Below are 6,000 nucleotides of genomic sequence, written 5' to 3'. Positions count from 1 at the left end.
CGCCATCGAGCTCAGCCCCGCTTATGTGGATGTCGCCATCCAACGCTGGCAGGCGTTCACAGGACAGGAGGCGAGGCTAGAGGGCAAGGCAGATGGAGAAGCGCTGACCTTTGCCGCTGTTGCTGCCGCCCGGGGCGTGACCTTGGCTGATGCCCCTCAGCAGAGCACAGCCGCATGAGCGGTGGGGCTGCCACTCATCCTGTTGCGACCATCGTCAAGCTGTTGCTGTTGACTGAACGGCGCGTGCAGCAGCTGACACGTGAGGGCGTGCTGTCTGGTGAGGCAGGGCTGCGGAGACAGTATGGCACGGCAACACAATTCAACGAGGCAGATGCGGAGCGCGTGGCAGAGCCCAACTTAGCAGGCATGGTAGAAACCAGCGCCACTGATGAAGATGCTGCCATTCATCAGAAGCGCCCTTCCCATCCGCTGTGCATCAGGCGCCAGCCTTTGGCAGCTTATTGGTAGTGACACAGGAAACGCCGACAGCGATGCTGGCCAAAATGCGATCATCGCGGGCAAGTTGCGCTGGCGGCATTGCGCCCAATCTCAGCCGTTCGCAATGGTGATGCCACTCACCCAAACGCAATCATGCGCTCGCTGCTATGCCGCAGAAAAATCAACGGTTCAAACACCAGAATGCTGCCCACCAATATGCAACGGCTATCGCATGGAACGCAGGAGTTTCTCCCGATATGTGTCGACGATCACCGCAAGAATGATCACTGCGCCGATGATAATCGGTTTGTAGTTGTCGCCGATGCCCAGCAACTGCAGGCCAGTGGCGAGCACCTGCAGGATGCAGGCGCCGGCCAGCGTGCCGATGATCGAGCCCTTGCCGCCGAACAGGCTGGTGCCACCGATGATGACGGCCGCGATCGCGTTTAACTCGTAGCCGACGCCGGCGATCGGGCTGCCGATGTTGAGGCGCAGCAGATAAACGATCGCTGCGATGCCGGCGGTAACGCCCGAAATAGTGAAGGCCGCAATCTTGAAGAGGTCGGGATCGTGGCCGGACAGGCGCACCGCCTCGTCATTGGCGCCGACCGCATAGATCATCCGCCCGAAAACGGTGAAGCGAAGGACGAACCAGCCGACCGCGATCACTGCGACTGCGACCAGAAAGATCGATGGCAGGAAGCCGGTGATGATCAGGTTGCCGAAATCGACGAAGCCCTGCGGCAGGCCGGTGATGGTGGTGTTGTCGGAAACCACGCGCGCCGCCCCGGCCGCGATGTTGAGCATGCCGAGCGTGACGATGAAGGACGGCACCCGCCAATAGGTCGAGACCTTGCCGTTGATGAACCCGCAAAGCCCGCCGACCGCGATGCAGGCGAGGATGGCAAGCGGGATCGAGAGAGCCGGCTCCAGCCCCGAGGTCATGATCAGCGCGCCGATCACCGTGCACAGCGCCAGCACCGAGCCAACAGAAAGATCGATGCCGCCGGTCAGGATGACGAAGGTCATGCCCGCCGCGAGAACCGTGTTGATGGCGATCTGGACGAAGATCTTCAGCGCGTTGCCCGATGTCGCGAAGTAGGGCGCGGTGAAGGAGAAGACGGCGGTGATCAGGATGAGCGCCAGGAACACGCCGGCATCGCGCAACAAGAAGCGTTTCAGCTTGCCCCGATCGGCGGTGGGCGTGCTTGCCGGAGAGATGGGCGTATCGGTCATGCTTGAACATGTTCCTGATAGGCAAGCGACAGGATCCGCTCCTGGTCGAAGTCCGACCGGGAAAGTTCTCCCACCAGCTTGCCGTTGGAAAAGACGATGATGCGATGGCACATGCCGATCAGTTCGGGCAGGTCGGAGGAGACCATGACGATGGCCTTGCGGTTCGCCGCCAGCATCCAGAGCAGCTGATAGATTTCGCGGCGCGCGCCCACATCCACGCCGCGCGTCGGCTCATCCAGGATCAGCGTCGAGGTGCCGCGAAAGAGCCACTTGGCGAGAACCACCTTTTGCTGGTTGCCGCCCGAAAGATTGCGCACCGGCGTGTCGATCGAGGCCGTCTTGACCCGCAATTGCTTGACCAGTTCATTTGCTGCCCGCTTTTCCTTGCTGCGATCGAGCAGGCCCCTGGCCGAGATCTTTCGCAAGTCGGTGATCGTGAAATTCACGTCCACGGGCAAGTCGAGCAACAGCCCCTGGCTCTTGCGGTCTTCCGTAAGGAAGCCAAGGCCCTGCCGCACCGCGTCTCGCGGGTCGCGGACATCCACTGCCTTGCCTTCGACCTCGATTGTGCCACCCGCCTTGCGGTCGGCGCCAAACAGCGCGCGCATCGCTTCCGTGCGGCCCGAGCCGACGAGGCCGGCAACGCCCAGAATTTCCCCATGACGCACCGAAAAGGAAACCGGAGCGGCATCCGGCGTGCGCTTCAACCCCTTCACGGCAAGCGCGACCGCGCCCGGCACGATGTCGGCATCGAAGCCGTACTCGTCGGCGATGTCGCGGCCGATCATGCGGCGCACGAGATGGGGAACGGAGAGCCCTTCCAGATCGCTCGTCTCGACCAGCTTCCCGTTGCGCAGCACCGTCACGCGGTCGCCGATGCGGAAGGCCTCGTGCAGGCGGTGGGAGATGTAGATAGTTGTAACAGCTTTGGCTTTCAGCCGGCCGATGATCGCGAAGAGCCGTTCGATCTCGGGCGGGGTCAGCGTCGCGGTCGGCTCGTCCAGCACCAGAAGCTTGCTGTCGTAGCCGATCGCCTTGGCGATCTCGACCAACTGCATCTGGGCGACGCCCAATTCCGCGACCAGCGTGCGCGGATCCACTGCCAGCCCGACCTCGGCCAGCAACTCGCCCGCGCGTCGGTTCAGTGCCGCTCGATCCACCATGCCGAAACGCCGTGGCAGGTGCTCCAGCATCAGGTTCTCGGCGATGGAAAGGTAAGGCAGCAGGTTGAGTTCCTGATGCACAATGCGAACGCCCTGCATCTGCGCGTCGTGAGGCGTCTTGGGCCTGTAGGGCTCTCCGTTCAGGAAAATTTCGCCGGAGTCGGGCTCATGGATGCCGGCGAGGAGCTTGATGAGCGTCGATTTGCCGGCGCCGTTTTCGCCAAGCACGACGTGCGTTTCGCCGCGCCTGAGCTTCAGGGAGATGCCATCCAGCGCGACGACGCCCGGAAAGGTCTTGCCGACATCGTCCAGCGTGAGAATGACGTCGGTTGCTGGCATGCTGTGTCCTGACGCCGGGGATGCGGCAGGACCGTGGCTGGCGCTACCCACCGATGCCAGCCCTGCCGTCACTCCGGGCTCTAGAGATCCTGAGCCGTGATCAGCTTGATGTCCGTCTTGACCCATCCCGAGTGCTTTTCGCCGGCAAGCTCCTTGAGCCCGTAATCGATACCCATGGCCGCCATCTGCGCGCCATATTGGTCGATGGTGGCGAGCATCTTGCCGCTCTTGATCAGCGGCTGGACGGCGGGGATGTTGTCGAAGCCGACCACCTTGATCTGCCCGCTTTTGCCGGCGGCATCGAGCGCCTTAACGACACCAAGCGCCATGGAGTCATTGGCCGCCATCACGCCCTGAATGTCCTGATACTGCGTCAGGAAATTCGTCATCAGCGTGTTGGCTTCCTCGGTTTCCCAATGCGCGGTCTTGGAATCGAGAAGAGAGAGGCCGCCCTCGGCCACCGCATCGTCGAAGCCCTTTTTGCGCTCCTTGGCATTGTCGGCTTCCGGGTTGCCTTCGAGGATGACGACCTTGGCCCCTTTGCCCAGTTCCTTGGCGAGCGCCATGCCGGAGAGTTTCGCGCCCTCGCGATTGTCGGGCCCGAAAAAGGCGAGATCGACGCCGGCCTGCTTCTTGGCTTCCTCGTCCAGCGCCACGTCGATGTTGATGACCTTGATGCCGGCCTCGAGCGCCTTCTTCACCGGCGTGACCATGGCCTTGGAATCGGCAGGTGCCAGCACGATCACGTTGAACTGCTGCGTGATGAAGTTCTCGACCGCATCCACCTGCGCGGCGAAATCACGCTCGTCCTTCATGCCCACCGCAGCAAATTCGAACTTGTCGGTGTTCTTCGAGGCGTAATCTTCCGCGCCGGCCTGCATTTGCTTGAAGAATTCGTTGGCGAGCGACTTCATCACCAGACCGATCTTCGGCTTGTCGGCAGCGAAAACTGGAATGGCCGGCAGCAGCAGGGCGCCTGCTCCGGCCGCGCCCGTCAGAAGAAGTTGCCGGCGTGAAAGCGCGCCTGAACCCAGGCCCAGGTTCTGGGCAATCGAAACCTTGGTCATGCATTCCTCCCATTCGGTCGGCGAACGCCTCCCGCGAAGCCGACCGAATGCAGCGTAGGGTTCGGATCGAAAAGCTGTCAATACGACAGACCAACCAAACTGAGGCACAGTGGAGCCTTGGCTCTTTCGCCTTTTCTTGACGCTCGAAGACCCTGAAGCCTACAGTCGCACCTTCGATCGGCTGCGGCGTATGGCTCAGAACTTCGAACTCGACTGCCCCGCTCACATGACCGCTTCGACCAAAAAGACGGCACGGCTTCGCGGGAGGAAGACGATGAAGTTGCTATTCGAAAATCATGAGGTCGACTGGCCAAGGATATCAGCAGGAAGCCGCAAGCTCCTACTCGTTGTCGGTTCCTTGATCCTGGCTGGCCCTTCCATTGCCCAAGAAAAGCCGACGGCGGAGAACCCCGCGAAAGTCATTCTGGACACTGACATGGTCGAGTTGTTCGACGATGGCACCGCGATGCTCTTGCTCGACCGTGCGCCCAATATCGATCTGCTCGGCGTTACGGTCGTGGCTGGAAACACGCCGATGCCGGCAGGCGTGGCGACCGGGGTGCGCCAGCTGGAGGCGACCGGATCGAGCGTTCCGATCTATGAGGGCAGCCGCTACGGCATTCGTAACTGGCGCGGCGACCGCACCAACCCGGCAGTCATGGCGGCGGAGCAGCAAATCAGCCCGATCATCGGATGGGGCGGCTACATGCGTCCGTCGGCCGGCGACGGCATCGACGCCGACCCGATGGCGAACTGGGCCGATGTCTATAAGCTCAAATATGGAGAGGCGCCCTCATACGCGAATGTTTATGGCCTCGATCATCCCGACGCGGATGGCAGCGACGATGCGGTCGATTTCATGGTCCGCACGGTCAACAAGCATCCCGGGGAGATCACGATCATCGCGATCGGCCCGCTGACGAACATCGCGCGCGCCATCCTGAAAGACCCGACATTCCCGTCCAAGGTTTCGAGGATCGTCTATATGGGCGGCGCCTTCTTCGTGCCCGGCAATTCATCCGCATCCGCCGAGTTCAACTGGTGGGCCGACCCCGAAGCGGCCAAGATCAGCGTACGCGCGAAATGGGGTGATCCGAAATCCGAGACCTTCGCGACGTATGGCAACCAAGTCATCGCCGGCCTCGAAGCCAACGAGCACAGCGGCGGCATGCCGGAAGACCTTTATCGCCGCATGGTCGACAGCACTTTCCCGGGGATCAGGAAATTGTGGCTCGAACGGGAAGAGCGTATGAAGAAACAGGGCAAGACCAAGTTCGGGCCGACCAATGTCTGGGACCTGTTCGCTGCCGCCTATGTGATCGACCCATCCATCGTCCTGGCATGGAACAACGCGCCCCGTCCTGCAGACGGCAAACCGCAGCCGATCATTGGGGTTGCGGTCGACGTGAACACCGAGATGGGCCTCGACTACGGTCGAAGCCTGGCATTTGGGGACAGCGATGATCCCAACTCAAAAGCCATTCCGGGCCCGGTCGGCACGCAGAAGGCCGCTATCCAGAATCACATCGATGAAGAGGAGTTCTGGAACGAGATCGTGGTGCCGCTGTCAGCAGATTCTTCAAGCCAGAAGTAGGCGATTGCGTTACGCCACCGGAGGAACATCCGTTGAAGCCGCGGAATACAGGTGTGGGAGTGATATCCTATTACCTTGCAGATGTTAGGCGATAATGCACTTCAAGGTGGAAGGACGGGCTTTGCACTGATTGTGCAGGAACCCAGACCGTCCGCTGCCGGCC

At 61.5% G+C, this 6,000-nt stretch carries 5 protein-coding genes; 2 read left to right on the top strand and 3 right to left on the bottom strand.

The window, feature by feature from the left end; translation table 11 throughout:
• Positions 1-174 precede the first annotated feature (174 nt).
• The gene (locus NGM99_RS20710; protein ID WP_252822519.1) at positions 175-468 is read left to right on the top strand and encodes a hypothetical protein; all 294 of its coding nucleotides are present in this window, start codon (positions 175-177) and stop codon (positions 466-468) included.
• A 195-nt stretch (positions 469-663) separates the two neighbouring features.
• Here NGM99_RS20710 and NGM99_RS20705 read toward each other — a convergent pair whose 3' ends face one another.
• The 3 genes from NGM99_RS20705 to NGM99_RS20695 form a co-directional block, all read right to left on the bottom strand.
• A complete protein-coding gene (locus NGM99_RS20705; RefSeq protein WP_252822517.1) occupies positions 664-1,674 on the bottom strand; it encodes an ABC transporter permease in 1,011 nt (336 codons plus the stop codon).
• Complete coding sequence (locus tag NGM99_RS20700) at positions 1,671-3,176, bottom strand: sugar ABC transporter ATP-binding protein (protein WP_252822515.1); 1,506 nt, start codon at positions 3,174-3,176, stop codon at positions 1,671-1,673. Before NGM99_RS20700 ends, NGM99_RS20705 begins: the two co-directional genes overlap by 4 nt.
• Positions 3,177-3,256: 80 nt before the next feature.
• Positions 3,257-4,243 (bottom strand): sugar ABC transporter substrate-binding protein, encoded by a 987-nt coding sequence (locus NGM99_RS20695; RefSeq protein ID WP_252822514.1) that lies wholly within the window; start codon positions 4,241-4,243, stop codon positions 3,257-3,259.
• Between the two features lie 190 nt (positions 4,244-4,433).
• On the opposite strand from NGM99_RS20695, the gene NGM99_RS20690 reads away from it, so the two are divergent.
• Positions 4,434-5,837, top strand: coding sequence for a nucleoside hydrolase (locus NGM99_RS20690; protein ID WP_435371471.1), 1,404 nt, complete (start codon positions 4,434-4,436; stop codon positions 5,835-5,837).
• The last annotated feature ends 163 nt before the right edge of the window (positions 5,838-6,000 follow it).

The organism is Mesorhizobium liriopis (assembly GCF_024053505.1).
Taxonomy (GTDB): Bacteria; Pseudomonadota; Alphaproteobacteria; order Rhizobiales; family Rhizobiaceae; genus Mesorhizobium_B; species Mesorhizobium_B liriopis.
Note: the sequence above shows the minus strand (reverse complement) of the source record. Positions and strands in the feature narration are given on the sequence as shown.

Bases quoted from the DNA above. Each gene is read 5' to 3' on its own strand.
- NGM99_RS20690 (WP_435371471.1), top strand. From the start codon at position 4,434: ATGGCTCAGAACTTCGAACTCGACTGCCCCGCTCACATGACCGCTTCG.
- NGM99_RS20695 (WP_252822514.1), bottom strand. From the start codon at position 4,243: ATGACCAAGGTTTCGATTGCCCAGAACCTGGGCCTGGGTTCAGGCGCG.
- NGM99_RS20705 (WP_252822517.1), bottom strand. From the start codon at position 1,674: ATGACCGATACGCCCATCTCTCCGGCAAGCACGCCCACCGCCGATCGG.
- NGM99_RS20710 (WP_252822519.1), top strand. From the start codon at position 175: ATGAGCGGTGGGGCTGCCACTCATCCTGTTGCGACCATCGTCAAGCTG.
- NGM99_RS20700 (WP_252822515.1), bottom strand. From the start codon at position 3,176: ATGCCAGCAACCGACGTCATTCTCACGCTGGACGATGTCGGCAAGACC.